This window comes from Microbacterium testaceum StLB037 (assembly GCF_008763945.1).
GTDB classification, from domain to species: domain Bacteria; phylum Actinomycetota; class Actinomycetes; order Actinomycetales; family Microbacteriaceae; genus Microbacterium; species Microbacterium testaceum_G.
Genome location: NZ_VTQH01000002.1, coordinates 26463 through 50522, shown reverse-complemented (window position 1 = coordinate 50522; position 24060 = coordinate 26463). Strand labels below are relative to the sequence as shown.

Annotated in this window: 18 protein-coding genes; 12 read left to right on the top strand and 6 right to left on the bottom strand. The window is 70.6% G+C overall.

Going from position 1 to position 24060, the window contains the following annotated elements; translation table 11 throughout:
• Nucleotides 1-6: 6 nt before the first annotated feature.
• The 4 genes from sufC to sufB are packed head-to-tail and all read right to left on the bottom strand — an operon-like array spanning nt 7 to nt 3754.
• Nucleotides 7-777 carry a Fe-S cluster assembly ATPase SufC gene (gene sufC, locus F9B98_RS08870; protein ID WP_150956172.1) on the bottom strand — a complete coding sequence of 257 codons (771 nt, stop codon included), beginning with the start codon at nt 775-777 and terminating at the stop codon, nt 7-9.
• A 41-nt stretch (nt 778-818) separates the two neighbouring features.
• Nucleotides 819-1148: a non-heme iron oxygenase ferredoxin subunit gene (locus F9B98_RS08865; protein ID WP_150956169.1), complete on the bottom strand. Its 330-nt coding sequence runs from the start codon at nt 1146-1148 to the stop codon at nt 819-821.
• The gene (sufD, locus tag F9B98_RS08860; protein WP_150956166.1) at nt 1145-2335 is read right to left on the bottom strand and encodes a Fe-S cluster assembly protein SufD; all 1191 of its coding nucleotides are present in this window, start codon (nt 2333-2335) and stop codon (nt 1145-1147) included. Before sufD ends, F9B98_RS08865 begins: the two co-directional genes overlap by 4 nt.
• The gene (gene sufB, locus F9B98_RS08855; RefSeq protein WP_115918981.1) at nt 2336-3754 is read right to left on the bottom strand and encodes a Fe-S cluster assembly protein SufB; all 1419 of its coding nucleotides are present in this window, start codon (nt 3752-3754) and stop codon (nt 2336-2338) included.
• 249 nt (nt 3755-4003) lie between these two features.
• Between sufB and F9B98_RS08850 the strand changes: the two genes are divergently transcribed.
• Both F9B98_RS08850 and F9B98_RS08845 read left to right on the top strand, forming a co-directional pair.
• A complete protein-coding gene (locus F9B98_RS08850) occupies nt 4004-4990 on the top strand; it encodes a COX15/CtaA family protein (RefSeq protein WP_150956163.1) in 987 nt (328 codons plus the stop codon).
• Between the two features lie 183 nt (nt 4991-5173).
• Nucleotides 5174-5665 carry a dinucleotide-utilizing enzyme gene (locus F9B98_RS08845; RefSeq protein WP_150956161.1) on the top strand — a complete coding sequence of 164 codons (492 nt, stop codon included), beginning with the start codon at nt 5174-5176 and terminating at the stop codon, nt 5663-5665.
• Nucleotides 5666-6030: 365 nt separating this feature from the next.
• Here F9B98_RS08845 and F9B98_RS08840 read toward each other — a convergent pair whose 3' ends face one another.
• Nucleotides 6031-6957 carry a heme o synthase gene (locus tag F9B98_RS08840; RefSeq protein ID WP_150956158.1) on the bottom strand — a complete coding sequence of 309 codons (927 nt, stop codon included), beginning with the start codon at nt 6955-6957 and terminating at the stop codon, nt 6031-6033.
• A gap of 229 nt (nt 6958-7186) precedes the next feature.
• On the opposite strand from F9B98_RS08840, the gene tkt reads away from it, so the two are divergent.
• The 7 genes from tkt (at nt 7187) to F9B98_RS08805 (ending at nt 18088) form a co-directional block, all read left to right on the top strand.
• Entirely contained in the window at nt 7187-9286 is a 2100-nt protein-coding gene (gene tkt / locus F9B98_RS08835; RefSeq protein ID WP_150956155.1) for a transketolase, read from the top strand.
• Between the two features lie 19 nt (nt 9287-9305).
• Nucleotides 9306-10427, top strand: a complete 1122-nt coding sequence (gene tal / locus F9B98_RS08830) for a transaldolase (RefSeq protein WP_150956152.1) — start codon at nt 9306-9308, stop codon at nt 10425-10427.
• A complete protein-coding gene (locus tag F9B98_RS08825) occupies nt 10424-12049 on the top strand; it encodes a glucose-6-phosphate isomerase (protein ID WP_150956149.1) in 1626 nt (541 codons plus the stop codon). Before tal ends, F9B98_RS08825 begins: the two co-directional genes overlap by 4 nt.
• A gap of 2 nt (nt 12050-12051) precedes the next feature.
• Complete coding sequence (gene zwf / locus F9B98_RS08820) at nt 12052-13602, top strand: glucose-6-phosphate dehydrogenase (RefSeq protein ID WP_150956146.1); 1551 nt, start codon at nt 12052-12054, stop codon at nt 13600-13602.
• Nucleotides 13599-14546 carry a glucose-6-phosphate dehydrogenase assembly protein OpcA gene (locus tag F9B98_RS08815; protein ID WP_150956143.1) on the top strand — a complete coding sequence of 316 codons (948 nt, stop codon included), beginning with the start codon at nt 13599-13601 and terminating at the stop codon, nt 14544-14546. Before zwf ends, F9B98_RS08815 begins: the two co-directional genes overlap by 4 nt.
• Nucleotides 14543-15334 carry a 6-phosphogluconolactonase gene (pgl, locus tag F9B98_RS08810; RefSeq protein ID WP_150956140.1) on the top strand — a complete coding sequence of 264 codons (792 nt, stop codon included), beginning with the start codon at nt 14543-14545 and terminating at the stop codon, nt 15332-15334. Before F9B98_RS08815 ends, pgl begins: the two co-directional genes overlap by 4 nt.
• Before the next feature lie 231 nt (nt 15335-15565).
• Nucleotides 15566-18088, top strand: coding sequence for a helix-turn-helix transcriptional regulator (locus F9B98_RS08805; protein ID WP_150956137.1), 2523 nt, complete (start codon nt 15566-15568; stop codon nt 18086-18088).
• A 120-nt stretch (nt 18089-18208) separates the two neighbouring features.
• Here the strand turns inward: F9B98_RS08805 and F9B98_RS08800 are convergent, their stop codons facing one another.
• Nucleotides 18209-19489 carry a glycosyltransferase family 2 protein gene (locus F9B98_RS08800; protein WP_150956134.1) on the bottom strand — a complete coding sequence of 427 codons (1281 nt, stop codon included), beginning with the start codon at nt 19487-19489 and terminating at the stop codon, nt 18209-18211.
• Nucleotides 19490-19778: 289 nt separating this feature from the next.
• Between F9B98_RS08800 and F9B98_RS08795 the strand changes: the two genes are divergently transcribed.
• From F9B98_RS08795 to glmS, 3 genes are read left to right on the top strand one after another with little or no spacing between them, the layout of a single operon-like run.
• Nucleotides 19779-21110 carry a nucleotide sugar dehydrogenase gene (locus F9B98_RS08795; RefSeq protein WP_150956131.1) on the top strand — a complete coding sequence of 444 codons (1332 nt, stop codon included), beginning with the start codon at nt 19779-19781 and terminating at the stop codon, nt 21108-21110.
• Nucleotides 21107-22171 (top strand): NAD-dependent epimerase/dehydratase family protein, encoded by a 1065-nt coding sequence (locus tag F9B98_RS08790; protein ID WP_225310291.1) that lies wholly within the window; start codon nt 21107-21109, stop codon nt 22169-22171. The genes F9B98_RS08795 and F9B98_RS08790 overlap by 4 nt, the downstream gene beginning before the upstream one ends.
• The gene (gene glmS, locus F9B98_RS08785) at nt 22171-23985 is read left to right on the top strand and encodes a glutamine--fructose-6-phosphate transaminase (isomerizing) (protein WP_150956128.1); all 1815 of its coding nucleotides are present in this window, start codon (nt 22171-22173) and stop codon (nt 23983-23985) included. The genes F9B98_RS08790 and glmS overlap by 1 nt, the downstream gene beginning before the upstream one ends.
• Nucleotides 23986-24060 lie beyond the last annotated feature (75 nt).

The following is a 24060-nucleotide window of genomic DNA, read 5'->3' as shown; positions in this document are numbered from 1 at the left end:
ACGATCCTACGCGTCGATCGGGGTCCCGGCCTCGAGGAAACGGTCGTAACCCTCTTCTTCGAGCCGGTCGGCGAGCTCGGGCCCGCCCTCTTCGACGATGCGTCCCTTGACGACGACGTGCACGAAGTCGGGGCGGATGTAGCGCAGGATGCGCGTGTAGTGCGTGATGAGCAGCACACCCAGGTCGGTCTGCTCCTTGGCGCGGTTCACGCCCTCCGACACGATCTTCAGCGCGTCGACGTCGAGGCCGGAGTCGGTCTCGTCGAGCACGGCGATCTTCGGCTTGAGCAGCTCGAGCTGGAGGATCTCGTGGCGCTTCTTCTCGCCGCCCGAGAAGCCCTCGTTGACGTTGCGCTGCGCGAACTTGGGGTCCATGCGGAGGTTCTCCATGGCGCCCTTGACGTCCTTCGTCCACGAGCGAATGGCCGGAGCCTCGCCGTCGATGGCCGTCTTGGCGGTGCGGAGGAAGTTGGTGACGGTGACGCCGGGGATCTCCACCGGGTACTGCATCGCGAGGAAGAGGCCGGCACGGGCGCGCTCGTCGACGCTCATCTCCAGCACGTCTTCGCCGTCGAGGGTGATGGAGCCGCTCGTGACGGTGTACTTGGGGTGACCGGCGATCGTGTAGGCCAGGGTCGACTTGCCCGAGCCGTTGGGGCCCATGATCGCGTGGGTCTCACCGGTGCGCATGGTCAGCGTCACGCCGTTGAGGATCGGGGTCGTACCGTTCTCCGTCTCGACCGTCACGTGGAGGTCGCGGATCTCGAGGACAGACATGGTGTTCCTTACTCGTAAATTCTGGGGGTCGTGGGCGCGGCTCAGGCCGTCGCCTTGGTGACGGACGGATCGATGAGCACGTCGTCTCCGTCGATCACGACCTCGTACACGGGCACCGGCTCGAAGGCCGGGAGGTTCAGCGGGCGACCGGTCTTCAGCGAGAACGCCGAGCCGTGGGCCCAGCACTCCAGGGTCTCGCCCTCGACGAACCCGTCGGAGAGCGAGATGTCACCGTGCGTGCAGACATCACCGATCGCGTGGACCTCGCCGTTGCCGTCGAGGACGACCGCGATGGCGACGCCGTCGATCTCGACGCGGTGCGCCTCGTCTTGCGTGAGGTCGCTGAGGGCGCAGGCGCGCGAGGCGCTCACGCCTCGGCTCCCGCGGCCAGCTCGTTCTCGATGGCCTCGATGAGCTCGATCTCGAGCTCGGGGATGCCGATGCGCTGGACGATCTCGCTGAGGAAGCCGAGCACGACCAGGCGGCGCGCCTCGTCCTCGGCGATGCCGCGCGCCTGCAGGTAGAACAGCTGCTCGTCGTCGAAGCGACCCGTGGCGCTGGCGTGGCCGGCGCCCTGGATGTCACCGGTCTCGATCTCGAGGTTCGGGATCGAGTCGGCGCGGGCGCCGTCGGTGAGCACGAGGTTGCGGTTGGCCTCGTAGGAGTCGGTGCCCGTGGCATCCGGTCCGATGAGGACGTCGCCGATCCAGACGCTGCGCGCGCTCTCGCCCTGCAGGGCGCCCTTGTAGAGCACGTCGCCGACGGTGTGCGGGCCCTTGTGGTGCAGGTAGACCTGCGACTCGAGGTGCTGACCGGCGTCCGAGAACGACAGGCCGTACAAGCGCCCCTCGGCGCCGGGGCCCGAAAGCTCCACCGAGGGGTTCACGCGCACGACGCCGCCGCCGAAGCTCACCACGACGTGCGTGAGCTTGGCGTCGCGGTCGACGCGGGCCTGGTGGGATGCCGCGTGCACGGCGTCGTCGTTCCAACGCTGCACGGACACGACCGTGAGGTCGGCGCCGTCGCGCACGAGGATCTCGACGTTCTGCGCGTGGTTCGCGGTGCCTTCGTGCCGCAGCACGATCGTGCCGCGCGAGTTAGGCTGCGCCTCGATGACGACGTGGGCGTGCGCGAGGCCGCCGGTGCCGGTCAGGCGCACGACGACGGGCTCGTCGAGCTCGACGTTCGCGGGGATCCGCAGGAGCGGCGCCTCGGTCTCGTGCGTCCAGGCGAGGGCCGCGGGCAGGTCTTCGGGCCGGAAGTGCTCACCGCGCGGGGCGTCGCCGGCCGCGAGGCGCAGCTGCTCGACCGCGGCGGGAGCGCTGACCTCGACGGAGACGGCGCCCGAGGGCCCCGCCTCGTCGACGAAGAGCGGCTTGAGCCGGTCGAGGGGCGTGAGCTTCCAGTTGACCTCGCGCCCCGTGGGGACGCCGAAGTCGGCCGGGTCGAACGAGGTGAGACGCTCCGAGCGCGTCTGCACCGGAACGACGGATGCCACGAGGGCTGCCGGGTCGATGTGACCCTCGGCGGCTGCGGGAGATTCGGTCGCAGTCGTCATTTAGCCTACGGATCCTTCCATGCCCATTTCGATGAGCTTGTTGAGTTCGAGCGCGTATTCCATGGGCAGCTCGCGGGCGATGGGCTCGATGAACCCGCGCACGATCATGGCCATGGCCTCGTCTTCGGGCATACCGCGCGACTGCAGGTAGAACAGCTGCTCTTCGCTGACCTTCGAGACCGTGGCCTCGTGGCCGAGCTGCACGTCGTCGACGCGGATGTCGATCGCGGGGTACGTGTCGCTGCGCGAGATCGTGTCGACCAGCAGGGCGTCGCAGCGCACGGTGTTGGCGGAGTGGTGCGCGTTGGCGTCCACCCGCACCTCGCCGCGGTACCCGGCACGACCGCCGCCGCGGGCGATCGACTTCGAGACGATCGACGACTGCGTGTACGGCGCCATGTGGATCATCTTCGCGCCGGCGTCCTGGTGCTGACCGGGACCGGCGAAGGCGACCGACAGGGTCTCGCCCTTGGCGTGCTCGCCCATCAGGTAGATGGAGGGGTACTTCATCGTCACCTTGGAGCCGATGTTGCCGTCGACCCACTCCATTGTCGCGCCCTCGTGGGCGACGGCGCGCTTGGTGACGAGGTTGTAGACGTTGTTCGACCAGTTCTGGATCGTCGTGTAGCGAACGCGTGCGTTCTTCTTCACGATGATCTCGACCACGGCCGAGTGCAGCGAGTCGCTCTTGTAGATCGGAGCCGTGCAGCCCTCGATGTAGTGGACGTAGCTGTCCTCGTCGGCGATGATCAGCGTCCGCTCGAACTGACCCATGTTCTCGGTGTTGATGCGGAAGTAGGCCTGCAGCGGGATCTCGACGTGCACGCCCTTGGGGACGTAGACGAACGAGCCGCCCGACCAGACGGCCGTGTTCAGGGCGGCGAACTTGTTGTCGCCGGCGGGGATGACCGTGCCGAAGTACTCCTCGAAGAACTCCGGGTGCTCGCGCAGGGCGGTGTCGGTGTCCATGAAGATGACACCCTGCTGCTCGAGGTCCTCACGGATCTGGTGGTAGACCACCTCGGACTCGTACTGGGCGGCGACGCCGGCGACCAGGCGCTGACGCTCGGCCTCGGGGATGCCGAGCTTCTCGTAGGTGTTGCGGATCTCTTCCGGCAGGTCTTCCCAGGTCTGGGCCTGCTTCTCGGTCGAGCGCACGAAGTACTTGATGTTGTCGAAGTCGATCTCCGACAGGTCCGCACCCCACGTGGGCATGGGCTTGCGGCCGAACAGCTGGTAGCCCTTCAGGCGCGTCTTCAGCATCCATTCGGGCTCGGACTTGAGGGCGGAGATCCCGCGCACCACGTCCTCGTTGATTCCACGCTGCGCAATCGCGCCGGCGGCATCGGTGTCGTGCCAGCCGAATTCGTATTGCCCCAGGCTTTCGAGCTCGGGTCGGTCGATGAGGACATCGGACATGGTGATCACTCTCCTTCTCGGGCCACAACGGTGTCATCCGCCCCGACATTCCGGACTCCGGTCGAAGTCTCAGGAAGGTCGCTGGTGGGCCCGCTCGAAGGCGCTGGCTGCGCGCCTAGACTGTCTCTGGTGCCGAACGCGTGAGCGCTGCACCCGGACCCTTTGATTCTACAGGCAAGACCCGCTCCCGGCACGGCACTCCCGTCGGCCCGACAGCCTCGAGCGAATGGATGCCAGGAAGCCAGACGCATGTCCCCCGCCTCGACCTCGCCCGCCTCGTCCCGCGTCCCCGCGCCGCTCCGGCGCGTCGTCGCCTGGCTCCCGACCGACGTCGACCGCCGCGTGCGCGTGTTCGCCTGGCTGTCGTTCATCGCCGAAGTCCTCATCATCGGCACCGGAGGCGCCGTGCGGCTCACGGGCTCCGGCCTCGGTTGCCCGACCTGGCCCAAGTGCACGCCCGACTCCCTCGTCAACACGCAGGAGATGGGCATCCACGGTGTGATCGAGTTCGGCAACCGGACGCTCACGGGACTCGTCGGCATCCTGGCCATCGCCGTGGTCGTGCTGGTGTGGCGCATGCGGCACGAGCGCCGCGTGCTGTTCGTGCTCTCGCTCATCGTGCTCGTCGGGATCGTCGCCCAGGCCGTCGTCGGCGGCATCACGGTGCTGACCGGCCTCAACCCCTTCATCGTCGGGTTCCACTACGTCGCCTCGGTGTCGCTCGTCGCAGTGTGCGCCGCCTTCCTCGTGCGGATGAACCAGCCCGCCGGCCCCCGCCGGCGTGCGGTGCCCGGCTGGTTCGCCGGGCTCGTCCACGCGACGACCGGCGTCCTCGCCCTCACGATCGTGTTCGGCGTGCTGACCACGGGTGCGGGTCCGCACTCGGGCGACGCGGCTTCCGTGCGCAACGGCTTCGACGCCGAGGTGCTCGAGCACGTGCACTCGTGGCCCGGGTACGCGCTGTTCGCGCTCACGCTCGTCGTGGTCGTCGCCGCGTGGCGCCTGCGCCTGCACGTGCGCCGTTGGGCCGTCGCCCTTCTCGCCGTCGAGCTCGTCCAGATCGCCGTCGGCCTGTACCAGGCGCGCAACGGCCTGCCCGAGTTCGCCGTCGGTACGCACATGGTGCTCGCAGCTCTCGCCGCCGCGACGATGACCGTCGTCGTGCTCCGGTTGAAGGAGCCCGTGGTCGCAGGACGTCAGGATGCCGCTCGCGAGACGGCGTCCGCGCGCGGCTGACGCTCGGCGGGGTGCTCGCCGACCCCCTTATACGCTCATAGGCGATTCATCGGCGACCCCTACACGGCGCACCGACGCATGGGTCATGGTTGACCGTGGCACTTCCGTGCCCATCGTCTCAACGCCCCCGCGTCGAGACCCGCCGCCCGACACCCCCTGTCGGAACGACAAGGAGCACTCCCCATGAAGACTCGTCCCCGCCTGCTGACCAGCATCCCGTTCTGGGTGCTCGTGGTCGCGTCCATCGCCGCCATCGTCGGCGGTCTCGCGATCGTCCTGAACGGGATCGACGCGATGGAGCAGGTGCTCAACGACCCCAACGCCACCGTCGTGCAGGTCTACGTCGGCCAGTCGTGGGTCGTCGTCGGCGCCGCCGTCCTCGGCGCGGGCGCGATCGGCATCGCTCTGTGGCTGGCCCTCGCCGCCGCCTCCGCGCTCACCCGCCGCCCCGACGTCGCGATCGAGACCATCGACTGGAACAACGACGACGAGACGGCCCCCGAGGCCGCCGCCCCGGCCGCCGCGTTCGCACCGGCGACGACCGCCACGCCCCTCGCGGTGGAGGACGCCGACGTCGAGACGCCCTCGACCGCGACCGCTCCCCCGCAGGCCGCCGCGTCCGCCAATCACGACGCGCCGAAGCTCGACACGGGCGACGACATCACGCGTCGCTGACCCCGCGAGTCGAAAGCGCCCGTTCCCGTCAGGGGGCGGGCGCTTTCGCATGCGGCGATAGCGAGCCGAAAGCGCCCGTTCCCGTCAGGGGCGGGCGCTTTCGCATGCGGCGATAGCGATGCCGGCGCAGGCGTCGGGGCCCGTCCCGGGTGGGTGGGCAATAGGTTTGCCGCGGCGGGAGGCTCCGCCCCCTGTCGTGAGGCCGGGTGGTTCGGACACGGCGACCAGCGACATCGCGCATCGCGAACGCCCGAGTCCGAACGCGTCTTTCGACGGTTCCGCGAACGTTCCGGCGAGGCCGGGGAGCCGGCATCCGGGAACGAAAGCGCCCGCCCGCGACGGGGACGGGCGCTCGTCGAATCAGCTCAGAAAGGCAGCAGCGGGTCGACGGCGATCGCGACGAACAGCAGCGTGAGGTACGTGATCGAGGCGTGGAACACGCGCATCGGCCGGGGCTCGCCCCCGCGCACGGCGCGCGAGTACAGGCGGTGCGACTCGTAGATGAACCAGCCGCCGAAGACGAGGGCCGAGACGGTGTACACCAGGCCCATGGGCGCGACGGGGATGAGCAGCAGCGAGCACGCCACGGTGGCCCACGCGTACAGGATGACCTGCAGGCCCACCTGCGAACCACTGCGGGTCGCACCCAGCATCGGCACGTCGACCTCGTCGTACTGCGCGGCGTACTTCATCGACAGCGGCCAGTAGTGCGGCGGCGTCCAGAGGAACACCAGCGCGAAGAGGATGAACGGCGCGAGAGACAGCGAACCGGTGACCGCCGACCAGCCGATCAGCACCGGGAAGCATCCCGCGATGCCGCCCCAGACGATGTTCTGCTCGGTGCGGCGCTTGAGAATCATCGTGTAGATCACGACGTAGAAGAAGATCGCCGCGGCCGACAGACCGGCCGCGAGCGGGTTCGTGAACGCCCACAGCCACACCGTCGAGACGACGGCGAGCGTCCACGCGAAGGTCAGCGCACCGCGCGGCGAGACCTCGCCGGTGACCAGCGGACGGTTCTCGGTGCGCTGCATGTGCGCGTCGATATCGCGGTCGAGGTACATGTTGAACGCCGCCGCCGAGCCCGCGCTGAGCGAGCCGCCGATCACGGTGGCGAGAATCAGCCACAGGTTCGGCAGACCACCCTGTGCCAGGATCATCACCGGCACGGTGGTCACGAGAAGAAGCTCGAGGACGCGGGGCTTCGTCAGTGCGACGTAGGCCCGGAGGGTGCGTCCGACGGAGCGGCGATCGGTCGTCGCAATGACGTGCGACGTCGTCGAGATGTCCATCGTCCCCCGGGGTAGCGCGTATAGAACCTCCACGATTCTATGCCATCGCCACCACACGCTCGGCCGTCTGTCGACCCCCGTCACGCGCCGCAACCTGCGGCGGCGATCTCGCTATGCTGGCGATGAACGCGCGCCCCGCGCCGACACCCCACCCCTCTCCCACTCCTACGGTGGTGAGTGCGGCGTCGGAAGTGAACCCGGGCGCTCAGTATCGAGAAAGGCGACCCTGTTGTCGGACTTCGAATGGGATGACATCGATCGGCGCGCGGTGGACACCGCCCGCATCCTCGCGGCGGATGCCGTCGAGAAGGTGGGCAACGGCCACCCCGGAACCGCGATGTCGCTCGCACCCGCCGCCTACCTGCTCTACCAGCGCGTCATGCGCCACGACCCCGCGGACACCCACTGGCCGGGTCGCGACCGCTTCATCCTGTCGGTCGGTCACTCCTCGCTCACGCAGTACGTGCAGCTGTACCTCGGCGGCTTCGGCCTCGAGAAGAAGGACCTCGAGGCCCTGCGCACCTGGGGCTCGCTGACCCCCGGCCACCCCGAGTACGGCCACACCGACGGCGTCGAGATCACCACCGGCCCCCTCGGCCAGGGCCTCGCCTCATCGGTGGGCTTCGCCTACGCCGCCCGGTACGAGCGCGGTCTCTTCGACCCCGAGACCCCCGCCGGCGAGAGCCCCTTCGACCACTACGTGTACGTCATCGCCGGTGACGGCGACCTGCAGGAGGGCGTGACCAGCGAGGCCTCCTCTCTCGCCGGCCACCAGGAGCTCGGCAACCTCATCGCCATCTACGACTCCAACCAGATCTCCATCGAGGACGACACCAACGTCGCCTTCACCGAGGACGTCCAGAAGCGCTACGAGTCCTACGGCTGGCACGTCCAGACCGTCGACTGGAAGAAGACCGGCGAGTACGTCGAAGACGTCGCCGAGCTGCACCGCGCCATCGAGGCCGCGAAGGGCGAGACGAGCAAGCCCTCGCTCATCATCCTCAAGACGATCATCGGCTGGCCCTCCCCCGGCAAGCAGAACTCCGGCAAGATCCACGGCTCGGCCCTCGGCGCCGACGAGCTGAAGGCCACGAAGGAGGTGCTCGGCTTCGACCCCGAGCAGCACTTCGCCGTCGCCGACGACGTCCTCGCCCACACGCGCAAGCTGGTCGAGCGCGGCGAGGCCGAGAAGGCCGCCTGGCAGCAGAAGTTCGACGCGTGGGCCGAGGCCCACCCCGAGCGCAAGCAGCTGTGGGACCGCCTGCAGGCCCGCGAACTGCCCGAGGGCATCGCCGACGCGCTCCCCGCCTTCGAAGCGGGCAAGGACGTCTCGACCCGCGCCGCCAGCGGCACGGTCATCAACGCCCTGGCCGCCGAGCTCCCCGAGCTCTGGGGCGGTTCGGCCGACCTCGCCGAGTCGAACCTGACGACGATCAAGGATGCAAAGTCCTTCATCCCCGCGTCGTGGTCGACGCACGAGTGGTCGGGCGACCCCTACGGCCGCGTGCTGCACTTCGGCATCCGCGAGCACGCGATGGGCGCGATCCTCAACGGCATCGTGCTGCACGGGCCCACGCGCCCCTTCGGCGGCACCTTCCTCATCTTCAGCGACTACATGCGCCCGCCGGTGCGTCTGGCCGCGCTGATGAACATCCCCACGATCTTCGTCTGGACGCACGACTCCGTCGCCCTCGGTGAGGACGGCCCCACGCACCAGCCGATCGAGCAGCTCGCCACGCTCCGCGCCATCCCGAACTTCGCCCTCGTGCGTCCCGCGGATGCCAACGAGACCTCCGTGGTCTGGCTCGAGATGCTGCGCCGCACCGCCGGCCCCGCCGGTATCGCCCTGACCCGCCAGAACATCCCCGTCTTCGCCCGCGGCGAGGGCGCGGCATCCGGTGACGAGCTCGCTTCCGCCGAAGGCGCGGTCAAGGGCGCCTACGTCCTGGCCGAGGCCGCGAACGGCGAGCCCGACGTGATCCTCATCGCCACCGGCTCCGAGGTGCAGCTGGCCGTCGAGGCGCGCGAGAAGCTCGCCGCCGAGGGCGTCCACGCCCGCGTCGTGTCGGCCCCCTCGCTCGAGTGGTTCGCCGAGCAGGACGAGGCGTACCGCGAGTCGGTGCTGCCGTCGTCGGTGAAGGCCCGCGTGTCGGTCGAGGCCGGCTCCGCGCTCAGCTGGGCGGGCATCGTCGGCGACGCCGGCCGCTCGGTCGCGATCGAGCACTTCGGTGCATCGGCCGATTACAAGACCCTTTTCCAGAAGTTCGGCATCACCACCGAGCACGTCGTCGAGGCCGCGCGCGAGTCGCTGGCCGCCGCGAAGAAGTAATCAGAGGAGAACCACGACAATGAGCACTCCCACCGCAGACCTCGCCGCCGCCGGCGTCAGCATCTGGCTCGACGACCTGTCGCGTCAGCGCATCCAGTCCGGCAACCTCGCCGAGCTCATCGAGAAGCGCGACGTCTCGGGCGTCACCACGAACCCGACGATCTTCGCCGGCGCGCTGTCGAAGGGCGAGGCGTACGAGGGCCAGGTCAAGGAGCTCGCCGCTCAGAACGCGAGCGTCGACGAGGCGATCTTCTCGATCACCACCGACGACGTGCGCGACGCGTGCGACATCTTCCTGCCGGTCTTCGAGGCCACGAACGGCGTCGACGGGCGCGTCTCGATCGAGGTCTCCCCCGACCTCGCCCACGACACCGAGGGCACCGTCGCGCAGGCGAAGGACCTCTCGGCGCGCGTGGACCGCAAGAACGTCCTCATCAAGATCCCCGCGACCAAGGCCGGCCTCCCGGCCATCACCGAGGTCATCGGTGCGGGCATCTCGGTCAACGTCACGCTGATCTTCAGCCTCGAGCGCTACGAAGAGGTCATCGACGCCTACCTCGCGGGCGTCGAGAAGGCGCGCGACGCCGGCCACGACATCTCGACCCTGCAGTCGGTCGCCTCGTTCTTCGTGTCGCGCGTCGACACCGAGATCGACAAGCGTCTCGCCGCGATCGGCACCGACGAGGCCGCAGCCCTCAAGGGCAAGGCGGGCATCGCCAACGCGCGTCTGGCCTACGAGCTCTTCGAGAAGAAGTTCGCCGAGCCCCGCGCGAAGGAGCTCCTGGATGCCGGTGCCACGGTGCAGCGTCCGCTCTGGGCATCGACCGGTGTCAAGGACCCGGCCCTGCCCGACACGCTCTACGTCACCGAGCTGGTCGCTCCCGGCACGGTCAACACGATGCCCGAGAAGACGCTCGAGGCCACGTTCGACCACGGTGTGATCACGGGCGACACCGTCACCGGTGCCTACGCCGAGGCGCACGAGGTCTTCGACCGCCTCGCCGCGGCCGGCGTCGACGTCACCGACGCCACGCAGGTGCTCGAGGACGAGGGCGTCGAGAAGTTCATCGCCTCGTGGCACGAGCTGCAGGACACCGTGAAGACCGCTCTGCAGGCCGGAAGCGCCCAGGCCGCACAGTGACTCTCGCCGTCAAGGTCACCGGCCACGTCAAGTCGGTCGTCGACGCGGAGTTGCCGGGCCTGACGGGCTCGCTCATCGCATCGGGGATCACCGCCGGCGACGCCTCCCTGTGGGGCGTCGCCGCCGAGGACGAGGCCTCGCGTCGGCTCGGGTGGGTGCGGGCGGTCTCCGTCTCGCGCCCGCTCGTCCCCGAGATCACGGCCCTGCGCGACGAACTCGTCGCGCAGGGCGTGACCCGCGTCGTCCTCGCCGGGATGGGCGGTTCCTCGCTCGCCCCCGAGGTCATCGCGCAGTCGGCGGGCGTTCCGCTCGTCATCCTCGACTCGACCGCTCCGGGCCAGGTGCTCGCGGCGATCGACGGCGACGCCGAGTCCGGCGGGCTCGCGCAGACGGTGCTCGTCGTGTCGAGCAAGTCCGGATCGACCATCGAGACCGACTCGGCCAAGCGGGCGTTCGAAGCCGCGTTCCGCGACCTCGGCATCGACCCGGCCGGTCGGATCGTGGTCGTCACCGACCCCGGCTCCCCGCTCGAGCAGTCCGCTCGCGCCGACGGCTACCGCGTCTTCACCGCCGACCCCACCGTGGGCGGCCGCTACTCCGCATTGACTGCGTTCGGCCTGGTGCCGACCGGCCTCGCGGGTGTCGACATCGAAGACCTCCTCGACGAGGCGGATGCCACGCTCCTCGAGGTCGCGATCGACTCGCCGGAGAACCCGGCCCTCGTCCTGGCGGCGGCCATCGCCGGAGGCGGCGAACTGCGCCGCGACAAGCTCGGACTGGTCACCGACGGCAGCCACATCATCGGGCTGCCCGACTGGATCGAGCAGCTCGTCGCTGAATCGACGGGGAAGGACGGCACCGGCATCCTGCCCGTCGTCCTGCTCCCGGTCTCGCCCGAGCTCGAGGCGAAACCCGACGACCTGCAGGTCGTGCGTTTCGTCGACGACGCCGACGCGTTCCACCTGTTCGAGCGTCACACCGGCGAGGTGCTGGTGAGCGGCTCGCTCGGTGCGCAGTTCGTCGTGTGGGAGTACGCCACCGCCATCGCCGGACGCCTGCTGGGCATCGACCCCTTCGATCAGCCCGACGTGGAGTCGGCCAAGGAGGCCACGCGCGGTCTTCTCGACGCGCAGCCCGCCCCCACCGCCCCGGCCTTCGTCGACGGCGGTGTCGAGGTACGCGTCTCCGACCCGGCCCTCGCCGCCGGCGGGACGGTCGCGGGAGTCCTCGCGGCTCTCTGGCGGACGGTGCCGGCCGACGGGTACGTCAGTGTGCAGGCCTACGTGAACCGGCTCGAGCTCGCCCAGCTCGCGGGTCTGCGCGAACTCGTGGCCGCCGACTCCGGTCGCCCCACGACGTTCGGGTGGGGACCGCGATTCCTGCACTCCACCGGGCAATACCACAAGGGGGGTCCCGCTACCGGCGTGTTCCTCCAGATCCTCGAACGCACCGACGTCGACCTGGAGATCCCCGGTCGTCCGTTCACGTTCGGACAACTCATCCAGGCACAGGCCGCGGGCGACGCGAGCGTGTTGGCGGAGGGCCACGGCCGTCCCGTCGTCACGCTGACGCTGACCGACCCGCAGGTCGAGGTGCTCTCACTCTTCGAGGCGGCGCAGTAAGCATGGTCGTAGAGATCACTCCGGGTCACAATCCGTTGCGCGATCCCGAGGATCGCCGTCTGAGTCGGATCGCCGGGCCCAGCGCCCTGGTGATCTTCGGCGTCACCGGCGACCTCTCGCGCAAGAAACTCATGCCCGCGGTCTACGACCTCGCCAACCGCGGCCTGCTGCCCCCGGGCTTCGCGCTCGTGGGCTTCGCGCGCCGCGACTGGGAGGACCAGGACTTCGCGAAGGTCGTCTACGAGTCGGTGAAGCAGTACGCGCGCACCGAGTTCCGCGAGGAGACCTGGAAGGAGCTCCTCGAGGGCATCCGCTTCGTGCAGGGTGAGTTCGACGACCCCGAGGCGTTCCAGCGTCTGCGTGCGACGGTCGACAAGCTCGACACCGAGCGCGGCACGATGGGCAATCACGCCTACTACCTGTCGATCCCGCCCAAGGCCTTCCCGCTCGTGACCACGCAGCTGAAGGCCTCGGGCCTGGTCGGAGACGAGTCCGACGGTGTCACCGGGTGGCGCCGCGTCGTCATCGAGAAGCCGTTCGGTCACGACCTCGCCTCCGCCCGCGAGCTGAACGAGGTCGTCGAGAGCGCCTTCCCGGCCGACTCGATCTTCCGCATCGACCACTACCTCGGCAAAGAGACGGTGCAGAACATCCTCGCGCTGCGCTTCGCCAACGAGCTGTACGAGCCGATCTGGAACCGCAACTACGTCGACCACGTGCAGATCACGATGGCGGAAGACATCGGCGTGGGCGGCCGCGCAGGCTACTACGACGGCATCGGCGCGGCACGCGACGTCATCCAGAACCACCTGCTGCAACTGCTCGCGCTCACGGCGATGGAAGAGCCCATCAGCTTCAACGCCGCCGACCTCCGCGCCGAGAAGGAGAAGGTGCTCGCCGCGGTCCGCGTGCCCGAGAACCTCGCCGAGGCCACCGCGCGCGGGCAGTACGCCGGCGGTTGGCAGGGCGGCGAGCAGGTGCTCGGCTTCCTCGAGGAAGACGGCATGAACCCGCAGTCCGTCACCGAGACGTACGCGGCCATCAAGCTCGAGATCAACACCCGCCGCTGGTCGGGCGTGCCGTTCTACGTCCGTAGCGGAAAGCGCCTCGGTCGCCGTGTCACCGAGGTGGCCGTCGTGTTCAAGCGCGCTCCGCAGCAGTTGTTCTCGCAGAGCCAGACGCAGGAGCTGGGGCAGAACGCGCTCGTCATCCGCGTGCAGCCCGACGAGGGCGTGACGATCCGCTTCGGCTCGAAGGTCCCCGGTGACGGCACGCAGGTGCGCGACGTCACGATGGACTTCGGGTACGGGCACGCCTTCACCGAGGCGAGCCCCGAAGCCTACGAGCGCCTCATCCTCGACGTGCTGCTGGGAGACCCGCCGCTGTTCCCGCGTCACGAAGAGGTCGAGCTCAGCTGGAAGATCCTCGACCCGATCGAGGAGTTCTGGGCCGCTCAGGGCGGTCCGCTCGAACAGTATTCGCCCGGCTCGTGGGGTCCGGCATCCGCCGACGAACTCCTCGCCCGCGACGGTCGCACCTGGAGACGCCCGTGATCATCGATCTGCCCGACACCACCGTCAGCGCCATCTCGAAGAAGCTCGTGAGCGTGCGCGAAGAGGGCGGCGCCGTCGCCCTCGGGCGCGTGCTGACCCTCATCATCGTCACGCACCACGGCGCCGAGGAAGAGGTCATCGAGGCCGCGAACGACGCCTCGCGCGAGCACCCGATGCGCGTCATCGCCGTGCTGTTCGGCGACGACGACGACGAGCCCCGACTCGACGCGCAGATCCGCGTGGGCGGCGACGCCGGTGCGAGCGAGGTCGTGGTGCTGCGCGCCCACGGTGCCGCGGGGTCCAACGCCGAGAGCCTGGTCACCGGCCTGCTGCTGCCGGACGCCCCGGTCGTCGCCTGGTGGCCGGCCGACGCACCCGAGGACCCCTCGCGCTCGGCCATCGGTCGTATCGCCCAGCGTCGCATCACCGACGCCTCCTCGCAGGCCGACCCCGCCGCGTGGGTCGCCCACCTCGGTGAGCACTACGCCCCCGGCGACACCGACTTCGCGTGGACGCGCGTCACGCGCTGGCGCGAGCAGCTGGCCGCCGTCCTCGACCAGCCGCCGTACGAGCCCGTCACGGCGATCGAGGTCCGCGGTGCCGCCGACTCCCCCTCGACGGCGCTGCTCGCGGCGTGGTTGGGGATGAAGCTCGAGGCCCCGGTCGACTACGCCTACCTCCCCGCCGAGGAGTGGGCGAACGGCATCAAGTCGGTTCGTCTGACGCGACCGAGCGGCGACACGCTGCTCGAGCGCCCCGAGCCCGGGGTCGCGGTCCTGACGCAGCCCGGTCAGCCCACGCACGACCTGGCCTTCCCCCGGCGGACGCTGCGCGAGTGCCTCGCCGAGGAGCTGCGACGTCTCGACCCCGACCTGCTGTACGGGCGCGTCATCACCGAGGGGCACGACCTGCTGGTGGCCGCGAGCGAGCGGGACGCGTCATGACCGACAACGGCTCGGTCAAGCAGGTCATCATCAAGCCGGATGCCGACACCCTGGCGTCCTACGTCGCGACGCGTTTCGTCAATCGCATCGTCAAGCGCGTCGCCGAGGGCAAGCGCATGCACGTGTGCCTGACGGGCGGGACGATGGGCGGCGCGGTCCTGCGCACCGCCGCGCGCGACGAGCGCATCGGGCAGATCGATTGGTCGCTCGTGCACTTCTGGTTCGGCGACGAGCGCTTCGTCCCGCGCGACTCCGACGACCGCAACGAGAAGCAGGCGCGCGAGGCGTTCCTCGACCACCTCGACATCCCGGCCGAGAACGTCCACACCGTCGCCTCGAGCGAGGACGGGCTCGACCTGGACGCCGCGGCCATCGCCTATGCCGACGAGCTGGCCCAGTTCGCCCCCTCGGACCGCAGCGAGACGGGGCCCTGGCCGGCCTTCGACATCTGCTTCCTGGGGGTAGGCCCCGACGCGCACATCGCCTCGCTGTTCCCCGACCGCCCCGAGATATCGGTGACCGATCGGGCCACCGTCCCGGTGCGCAACTCCCCCAAGCCGCCGAGCGACCGGGTGTCGCTCACGCGGCCGGTCATCAACTCGTCGAAGCGCGTGTGGATGGTCGTGGCGGGTGTCGACAAGGCCGCCGCCCTCGGGCTCGCCCTGGCCGGCGCGAGCTATCAGAGCGTTCCCGCGGCCGGCGCCAAGGGACGCCGCCGTACGGCGTTCTTCGTCGACGAGGTCGCGGCCGATCAGGTGCCGCCCCAGCTCATCGACCGCGAGTACTGACCCCCGCGCACGCCCACCCCGCGCGCCTCTCCGCGCACGAGAAGACCGGATGCCCCGCGGCATCCGGTCTTCTCCGTTCCGGGGGCTCTGTCTCTAGGGGATTCCCACCCATTGTCATCCGGGCGACACCGTCTTACCCTTTCCGGTGGGGGGCATCCTGGTCCGGTCGACGGGGCTCGAGCCGAAAGGGTCGAATCACGGCGACCGGCCGACGCAGTAGGGAGCGTTCGGATGCCATTTTTCGGTCGTGGCCGAGAGACGCAGGTCGCAGAGAGCAACATCGCAGCACGTGACGGTTCGGCGCGTCTGTTCGTCGGGGAACCCGGAGTCGGGAAGACCTCCCTGGCCCGCGAGATCGCCGCGCGCAACGACACGGTCGTCGTGTCGGCGAGCCCGAGCGAGCGCATGTGGCCGTACTCGGGGTTGTCGGCGGTCGCCGCCTCACTCGGCGGCGCGCGCGGGACGGCCATCGACAGCCTGCTCACCGGCGGTCGCGACTGGCCGGAGCACCTCCTCGCCGAGGAGCTCAGCAGGACCCTGCACCTCGTCCACGACGAACCCGCCGTTCTCGTCATCGACGACCTCGACGGCATGGACAGCGCGAGCGTGACGGTTTTGTCGTTCGTCTTCGGTCGTCTGCGCGGCACCGGCCTGACCGTGATCGCCACCGCCGACGCGGCGGTCAGCCGCCTCGACTTCACCGGCATGGCCCACACGCGCATCCGGCGCCTGTCGTTCGACGAGTCGGTGGAGCTCACCCGCTCGGTGCTCGGACCGTCGGCCTCGCGGGCTGTCGTGCACACGGTCGCCGAATTCACCGGCGGTCACCCCGGCAGCATCGTCCGGGTACGGTTGACCGCAGCGGAGGTCGCCGGCGATAGCTCGCTGCCTCTCCCCCTGCGCCTCACGGAGAACCGGCCCCTGCGGCGCCGCGAGTGCCGGGAGACCCCCGACCCGCGTGTGAAGTCGCTTCTGGACCAGCTCTGCATCGGGCCGGTGTTCGGCACCGACAAGCTGATGGTCGAGGCCGAGCGCCTGGGGGTCGATCTCGACGCCCTCATCGACGACGGGGTCGTCTCGGTGCACGGCGAGCTCGCCCGGATCGCCGACCCCGCCCGCCGCCTGCGCCACCACGCGGCGCTGTCGGCCGACGAGCGTCGACGACTCCACGGGCGCGCGGCCGAGGTCCACGCGCAAGCGTACCCCGCCACCTACCTGTGGCACGCCAGCTTCGCCGAACCGGAGGCAGACCGTGAGCGCCTGCTCGTCGCGGCCGTCGACCTCGCCCGCGGCGGCGACCACCTCGGCGCGATCGAGTTCGCCGAAAGGGCGCTGGCCGGAGACCTCGATTCCGACGCGCGTTCTCGTCACCTCATCGACCTCGCCGACGCCCTCGTCCTGCAGGGTCAGCACGTGCACGGGCGGCACTACCTGCGGCGCGCCGGCCGCGCGAGCGATCCCGACCTGCGCGCCCGCGCCGCCCTGGCACGTCTGCGGGCCGCGGCCGCCATCGAGCACGTGGTCGACGAGACCGCTCTGGCCGCCGTGGTCGACGCCGACGATCCGGACATGACCGAGCAGGTCCTGTGCGAGAGCGCCCTCATGCACCTGTGGCACGGGGAGCCCGAGCGGGCGCGCGAACTGAGGGAGACGGCCGTCGAGCTCGGCGTCGCCGCGACCCAGACCGCGCTGCTGGCACGACTGCTCGAAGAGTTCGGGGCCGACACTCTCACCGAGGTGAGCATCGACACCGGGGTCGCCCGCGCGTCGACCGAGACCGAGGTCGCCATCGAGCACGAGGTGCTCGATCTCGGAGCCGCGATCCTGCGCGAGGAGTACGCCGCCGTGCGCCGTCGCATCCGCAGCCTGCTCGACCGCGCCCCCCGCGTGGCGCCGCTGTGGAGGGATCGGCTGCTGTGCCTGCTCGTGACGGCCGAGGTGCGCGGGGGCGATCCCGTCGGTGCGCGGGAGGCCGTCACCGCGTGGCGTCGGGAGTGGGCCGACGGGCGCACCGTCGACGTCGCCACGATCCTCGTGCTGGCCGCGGCCGCGGCCCTCGATCCCCTCGACCCCGAGGCGGGCGACCTCGTCCGCCGGGGGCGCGAGATGTGTCGCCGCGAGGGAACGCCGACGCTGCTGCCCTGGTTCGCGATCATCGAGGGTGGCCTCGCCCTCGCCGCGGGCCGGTACGACGACGCCGCTGCATCGCTGCGGGCGGCCCGCGAGGTCGTCGGGACGGACGACCCCGCGCTGATGCGCGTGGAGGCGGACCTCATCGAAGCCCTCTGGCTGGCCGGGCATCGCGACGAGGCCCGCCAGGAACTGCGAGGGCTCGAAGACACCGCGCAGCGCTCCCCCCGCCGGTGGACGACTCTCGCTCTCGCCCGCTCGCGCGCCGTCTGCGCCTCGGACCAGGACCAGAGCGGCGCATTCCGCGCGGCCGAGCTCGTCTACCGCACCGACGACGCCCCGGCCGAGCGTCATCGGCTGATGCAGGCGCGCGAGCGCTGCACGACCGGCGACCGGTTCGCCCTGCGCCCCATGCCGCGGGCGCAGACGCACAGCCGTTCCCTCACCGCCCAGGAACGCGACGTCGTGGCCCTGGTCGAGAAGGGCATGCGCAACCGCGAGATCGCGGCATCCCTCTACATCTCCCTCCGCACCGTCGAGCTGCGGCTCACCGGGATCTACCGCAAGCTCGGGGTCAGCTCGCGCGCGCACCTGATCGCGACGCTGAACAACGCGGCGAGTTGAGCGGACGGATGCCGAGGGCTCGGCGAACCCGCTGACGGCTCCACGGTCGCGCGGCCGGGGACACGCCGGCCGGGGGACGGACGGGCCGGGGGCGCGCCGGCCGGAGACGGACGCGCCGACTCAGGCGGCGGGCTGCAACGCGGGTGCGGCCGCGCGGCGGTCGGGGCTGCGCCACCGGCCGTCGGACGGGCGCCCCAGGGCAGCGGTCAGCGCCCGCAGGCACAGCACGGCATCCCAGACGCGCATAAGGGGGAACAGCAGCATCCACACCCGGGGCCGCACGCGCGAGATCGCGCACGCGAACGCCGTCATCACGGCATCCACCACCACGAAGCCCAGCACCAGCGGGCCCACCGGGAGAGCGGCCGCCACGGTCGCCGCGACCTCTCCGGCCTCGCCGGGCAGGACCGGTCCCACCAGCGCCGCCGCCGCGGCCACCACGAGAAGCGGCAGGATCGCCGCGAGGACGAGGCTCGACACCACGGTCTCGAGCGCGAACACGCCCACCGCCGCCCAGAACAGACCGGGCCGAACCCCGTGCCGGCGCACCGTCTGCCAGAACCCAAGGCTCCACCGCCGCACCTGGGCGGAGTAGTCGCGCAGAACGGCGGGGTCCTGGGTCTCGGCGATCGCGCACTCGGGGTCGAAGGCGATGCGCCCCAGCCGCTTCGCGTGCACCTCGAAGGTCATGTTGAAGTCCTCAATCGACAACCCCGGCGCGTCGATGTCGATGCGGTCGAGCACGTCGGTGCGGTAGAGACTCGCGAATCCCGGCACGATCGCCACGGCATCCGCTCCCCGCGCCGCCTGGCCGAACTTGTGCAGGTACTGCGTGCAGACGTAGGTGCGCTCGCGGTACGCCGTGAGAAAGCGCCCCATGCGGGTGTGCGGCGCGTCGGCGGCGGTCGTCGCCCGGCCGGCGACGGCGACCACCCCCTCGTCGGTGAACAGCGGCAGCGCCGTGCGGAGGTAGTCGGGCCGCGGCCGGGAGTCGGCGTCGAGCAGCAGCAGGAGCGGAAAACGCGACGGGATGCCGAAATGCTCGAGGCCCGCGCGGATGGCCCCGGCCTTGCCGCAATTGGGGGTGAGATCCCACGCCGTGGCGCCCTCGGCCCGGGCGCGTTCCACGGTCGCATCGCTCGAGCCGTCCGAGACGACGAAGACGTTGCGGGCGGGCACGAGACGCCGGGCCGCGGCGACCGCGTGGGCGATGACGAGTTCCTCGTTGTGCGCCGCGATCAGCACCGCCACCTCGTCGGGACGGTAGAACATCGACGGCGTGAGCAACCCGCGCGCCGAGCGCCCCCGCGCGGCGAGGCGGCACATCGCCGCCGTGCCCCACACGAGGGTCGAGACGCCGATCGTGCAGACGGCGATGAGGATCACGACGGCAGGGGTCATGGCATCCCTCCTCTTCGGGTCGAGGGGTTCGTACCGACGCTACGGCGGACCGGCGCTCGTCCGACCGCAATGCCCCCGCACACCGGCGTGCGGTTTCCCGCACTCCGCCGGTGCGGTCGGCGGCAACCCGCATGATCCGCCCGGCGTTCTTGACCCCCGCCGGGGCCGGGTCGCAGTGTGATCCCCGGACCGACGCCGACACCCGATCGGACGCGTCCCACCACCCCGAACGTCCGAGGGGGCGTGCATTCCCCCGCCGCCCTCTCGGACCCTGCCTTGGAGGATGAAGATGTCCACTCTCGATGTCCGGGCCGACGTGATCGCCGCGCCGCTGACCCCGGATCCCGCCCCGACGCGCACGTTCGACTTCGACGTCGCCATCGTGGGGCTGGGCTACGTGGGGCTCCCGACGGCCCTGGCCTACCACGCCAGTGGCTCGCGGGTGCTCGCCCTCGACGTCTCGCCTCGGCGCCTGCGCACCATCGCCGCGCGCGGTGCCGACCTCATCGAATCCGACCGGGAGCGCCTCGAGGCCGCCCTGCACGCCCCCGCGGGATTCCGCCTCACCAGCGACACCAGCGAACTGAGCCGTGCCGCCGCGATCGTGGTGTGCGTGCCCACCCCCGTCGACGACCAGCAGGTGCCCGACCTCACCGCGCTCCGGGCGGCGTGCGCCACCGTCGTCGCCGCCGCCCGGCCCGGCCAGCTCATCATGCTCACCTCGACCACCTACGTGGGGTGCACGCACGACCTGGTCGAAGAGCCCCTCCGCGAGCGCGGTATGCAGATCGGTCGCGACGTTTTCGTGACCTTCAGCGCCGAGCGCATCGACCCCGGCAACGTGGGCTTCGCTCAGGAGATCGTCCCCCGCGTGGTCGGCGGAGCCACCGCGCAGTGCGAGGAAGAGGGAGCGCGGCTGCTCGCCCGCTACGCCGCGCGCGTGCACCGGGTGTCGAGCCTGGCCACCGCCGAGATGACCAAGCTGCTCGAGAACACGTTCCGCGCGGTCAACATCGCCCTCGCCAACGAGTTCGCCGACATCTGCGGCGCGCTCGACGTGCCCGTCACCGAGGTCATCGAGGCCGCCAGCACCAAGCCCTACGGCTTCATGGCCTTCTACCCCGGCCCGGGCGTGGGCGGACACTGCATCCCGTGCGACCCGCACTACCTGCTGTGGCAGCTGAAGGCCCTGCACGTCGACGCCGGCGTCATCACCGAGGCCATGACCCGCATCGCCGCGCGCCCCCGTCGCGTGGTCGACCGAATCCGCGACGTGCTCGGCCGAGCGGGCAAGGGCACCCTGGGTGCGCGCGTGCTCGTGGTCGGGGTGACCTACAAGCCCGACGTCGCCGACCTGCGCGAATCCCCCGCGCTGGAGATCATCGACCTCCTCATCGACGTGGGCGCGGAGGTGCAGTACGTCGACACCCACGCGCCGCACATCCATCTGCATTCCGGACGCGAACGCGACTCCCTGGCCGACCCGGCCGCGTTCCACCCCGACGTCGTGCTCGTGCACACGCGGCATCACGACAGCGACCTCGACTGGCTCGACGCGGACTCCGTCGTGGTCGACGGCACCTACCGCAGCGACGACATCGCCGGGCGGGTGCTCCTGTGAGCGGCGTCGAGATCTACCCGGGCGCGGCGAAGGCGCGGATGCGGACGCTGGTCACCGGCGGCGCGGGTTTCGTCGGCAGCCACCTCGTCGAGCACCTGCTCGACCTCGGTGACGACGTCGTGGTGCTCGACGACCTCTCCACCGGCTCGGCGCGCAACCTCGCCGGCGTCGCCGACAACCCGCGGCTGGAGATGATCCACGGCTCGATCCTGAACACCAAGACCGTCAGCGCTGCCATGAAGGACTGCGACCGCGTCTTCCACCTGGCCGCCGCCGTGGGCGTCAAGCTCATCGTCGAGCAGCCGCTGCGGGGTCTGCGCATCAACATCCACGGCACCGAGAACGTGCTGACCGCGGCCATCGAGCACCAGGCGTCGGTTCTGATGGTGTCGACCAGCGAGGTGTACGGCAAGAACACCGCCGACCGCCTGCGCGAGGACTCCGACCGCATCCTCGGCGACCCGCTGCTCTCGCGCTGGACCTACGCCGGAGCGAAGGGCATCGACGAGGCCTTCGCCAAGGCCTACTCCGACCAGGAGGGTCTCGACGTCTCGATCGTGCGTCTGTTCAACACCGTCGGCCCCCGCCAGACCGGCCGATACGGCATGGTCCTGCCGAATCTGGTGGGTCAGGCGCTGCGCGGTCAGCCCCTCACCGTGTTCGGGGACGGCCAGCAGACGCGGTGCTTCTCGGCGGTCGAAGACGTGGTCCCCGCGATGGTGGCCATCGAACGCGATCCGCGCGCACGCGGCCAGGCGTACAACCTCGGCGGAGCGCGAGAGATCTCTATCCTCGACCTCGCGAGCGAGATCATCCGCGTCCTCGACAGCCGCAGCACGATCGAGCTGGTCCCTTACGAGCAGGCCTACGCCCCCGGTTTCGAGGACATGCGCCGTCGCGTCCCCGACAACACCAAGGCGCACGACCTGGTGGGCTACGAGCCGCACACCTCGCTCACCTCCACGATCATGCGCGTCGCCGCCGACCTGCTCTCGCGCGAGCGCCTGGGCTCCGACGCCATGCCGCTCTCGGGCGTCGGCGCCTTCCGCGGGGTGATCTGATGTGCGGGATCACCGCGTACCGCGGGCCCACCGCCGCCGCCTCGCGCGCGCTTTCCGCGCTGGAGCGCCTCGAGTACCGGGGCTACGACTCCGCCGGCATCGCCGCCCGTCAGCCCGACGGCACGGCCCTGCACGTGCGCACCCTCGACGGCGTGGCATCCCTCACCGACGCAGTGCGTTCGGGCGAGTCGGGGACGGATGCCACGACCGCCGCGATCGGACACACTCGCTGGGCCACCCACGGCGGTGTCAGCGAACGCAATGCGCATCCGATCGAGGATTGCAGCGGTCGTCTCTTCGTGGTCCACAACGGCATCATCGAGAACGCCGATCTGCTGCGCGCCCAGCTGGTCACGGGCGGGCACCGCTTCGCCACCGACGTCGACACCGAGGTGATCGTGCACCTGCTGGAGCAGGCGCACCGACCCGGGGTCGGCCTGGGCGACGCGCTCGCGGACGCGGTCACGAGCCTCGAGGGGTCGTGGGCGATCGTGGCCCTCGACACGCGCACGGGGGCGCTCGCGGGGACCGCGCACGGCTCCCCGCTGATCTTCGCCGAAGGCGAGCAGGGGGCGTACTTCGCCAGCGACGTGGGCGCGGTGACCCCGGTCGTCGAGACGTTCCGGGTGCTCGAAGACGACGACGTCGTCGAGATCGACACCGAGGGCATGCGGTGGCACCGAACCGGTGGCAGCTGCCGCCCCCGGGGCCTGTGGCCGGTGCCCCAGACGGCCTTCCTGACGAGCAAGGGGCGCCATCGCGACCACATGGGCAACGAGATCGACGAGCAGCCCGCGGTGGCGCGGCGGGTGCTCGAGGTACTCACCCCCGGCATCGCGGACGGCCTGCTCTGGCGCGGTGTCGGCCTCCCCCCGCTCGACGACATCGACCGCGTGACGATCCTCGGGTGCGGCACGTCGCTGCACGCGGGAAGGGCCGTCGCCGGCATCTTCTCGCGCCTCGGGGGTCTGCCCGCGCGCACCCTGATCGCGAGCGAGGCGGCGCACGAGGTCTGGGAGCCGCGCACGCTCGTCATCGCGCTCAGCCAGTCCGGCGAGACCGCCGACGTCCTGCGGGCGCTCGACGGCCTCCCCGAGCGCGGTCGCACCCTGTTGGCCCTCACCAACAACCCCTCGTCGACCCTGGCTCGACGGGCCGACGCCACCCTCGACTGCCTCGCGGGACCCGAGATCGGCGTCGCGGCCACCAAGACGTTCGTCGCGCAGGTGCTCACCGGGGCGTGCCTCGCCCTGTCGGGACTGTCGACCTCGGCGCGGATCGATGCCGTGGCACTCGAGACGGACCTGCGCGCTCTCGCCGCCACGCCCGACGCCCTCGCCTCCGCCCTCGACACCTGGCGCGGGCGCGCGGCGCAGCTGGCCGCCGAGTTCGTCAACGCGCCCGGCTTCCTCTTCCTCGGCCGCGGCTCCGGTCTGGTGTACGCGGCGGAGGGGGCGCTGAAGCTGAAGGAGCTGTCGTACCGCTGGACGGAGCACCAGGCCGCGGGCGAACTCAAGCACGGTCCCCTCGCGCTCGTGGACGTGGGCACCCCGGTGTTCGTCGTCGACAACGGCGATCCGCGCCTCGACGTCGACATCGCCGAGGTCCTGGCCCGCGGTGGACGCGTGCTGCGCGTGGGCGAGCGGATGCTGAACGTCGGCGGCCTGTCGATGAACCTGCCGCGGACCGGACCCTCGTGGGGACCCCTCGAAACCGTCGTCCCGCTGCAGATGTTCGCCCGCGAACTCGCGCTGCGACTGCGTCGCAACGTCGACAAGCCACGCAACCTCGCCAAGTCGGTGACGGTCTCGTGAAGCCCTGCACGGTCGCGTCCGTCGGTACGGGCCCCACCTCCTCCTCGGTCCGCAGGCGGACCCTCCTCCCCCGAA

Coding starts and splice junctions, on each gene's coding strand:
- sufB (WP_115918981.1), bottom strand. CDS start 3,754: ATGTCCGATGTCCTCATCGACCGACCCGAGCTCGAAAGCCTGGGGCAA.
- F9B98_RS08805 (WP_150956137.1), top strand. CDS start 15,566: ATGCCATTTTTCGGTCGTGGCCGAGAGACGCAGGTCGCAGAGAGCAAC.
- F9B98_RS08850 (WP_150956163.1), top strand. CDS start 4,004: ATGTCCCCCGCCTCGACCTCGCCCGCCTCGTCCCGCGTCCCCGCGCCG.
- tal (WP_150956152.1), top strand. CDS start 9,306: ATGAGCACTCCCACCGCAGACCTCGCCGCCGCCGGCGTCAGCATCTGG.
- sufC (WP_150956172.1), bottom strand. CDS start 777: ATGTCTGTCCTCGAGATCCGCGACCTCCACGTGACGGTCGAGACGGAG.
- F9B98_RS08840 (WP_150956158.1), bottom strand. CDS start 6,957: ATGGACATCTCGACGACGTCGCACGTCATTGCGACGACCGATCGCCGC.
- F9B98_RS08795 (WP_150956131.1), top strand. CDS start 19,779: ATGTCCACTCTCGATGTCCGGGCCGACGTGATCGCCGCGCCGCTGACC.
- sufD (WP_150956166.1), bottom strand. CDS start 2,335: ATGACGACTGCGACCGAATCTCCCGCAGCCGCCGAGGGTCACATCGAC.
- pgl (WP_150956140.1), top strand. CDS start 14,543: ATGACCGACAACGGCTCGGTCAAGCAGGTCATCATCAAGCCGGATGCC.
- zwf (WP_150956146.1), top strand. CDS start 12,052: ATGGTCGTAGAGATCACTCCGGGTCACAATCCGTTGCGCGATCCCGAG.
- F9B98_RS08800 (WP_150956134.1), bottom strand. CDS start 19,489: ATGACCCCTGCCGTCGTGATCCTCATCGCCGTCTGCACGATCGGCGTC.
- F9B98_RS08845 (WP_150956161.1), top strand. CDS start 5,174: ATGAAGACTCGTCCCCGCCTGCTGACCAGCATCCCGTTCTGGGTGCTC.
- glmS (WP_150956128.1), top strand. CDS start 22,171: ATGTGCGGGATCACCGCGTACCGCGGGCCCACCGCCGCCGCCTCGCGC.